1 protein-coding gene is annotated in these 671 nt (G+C 68.4%); it reads right to left on the reverse strand.

Features of this window, described 5'->3' with window-relative positions; genetic code table 11:
* Positions 1–633 (reverse strand): HD-GYP domain-containing protein (locus AC1DVK_RS27080; protein WP_477627842.1); only part of this gene is annotated, 633 nt, incomplete at its 3' end.
* Positions 634–671 lie beyond the last annotated feature (38 nt).

Genomic DNA, 671 nt, shown 5'->3' on the forward strand with positions numbered 1-671 from the left:
GTAGGAGTCCGCAGCCGCCAAGATCCGCTGCTTTATCCCCAGCTCCGTTCCGCCAATCCCTCGCGGATAGCCGGACCCGTCGAGCCGCTCGTGGTGTGAGCCGGTGAGGGCCGCCTCGCCCTTCAGCCCGGGAACGCGGCTGAGGATCCGCTCTCCCAGATACGGATGCATTCGGATACGTTCCAGGTCCAGCCCGGAGAGGGGCTCCTTCTTATCCCACACCTGGTTGGACACCCCCAGCCGGCCCAGGTCGTGTACCCATCCTGCACGGCGGAGCTCCGTGACGTCGTCGGCCGGTAGCCCATGCTCCTCGCCCGCGGCGGCGGCGAGGGCCGCTACTGCACGGGAGTGACCTGCCGTGTAGGGAGACTTGAGGTCCGCGAAGTCGCCGATCGCTCGCAGCACCGCATCCAGCTCGTGGTCGGACAGGGGAGCGTCATTGGGAGCCAGGTCCAGGGCGGCCTGCCAGCAGTCGACGTCGAGGAGCCCTTCGGTGAGTGCCTCGGCCTGATCGATGAACAGCCCGGCCAATGCTGGATCGAACTGGCTGCCGCGGCGCGCCCGCACCATGGCCACCGCACCGGCCACGCCCTCCCTCCGCAGGAAGACCTCGGCCGTATCCGCGAGATGCATGATCCGCATCTCCAGCGGAATTTCCGGCCCCGCCACAC

The organism is Peribacillus sp. P4_B1 (assembly GCF_056402395.1).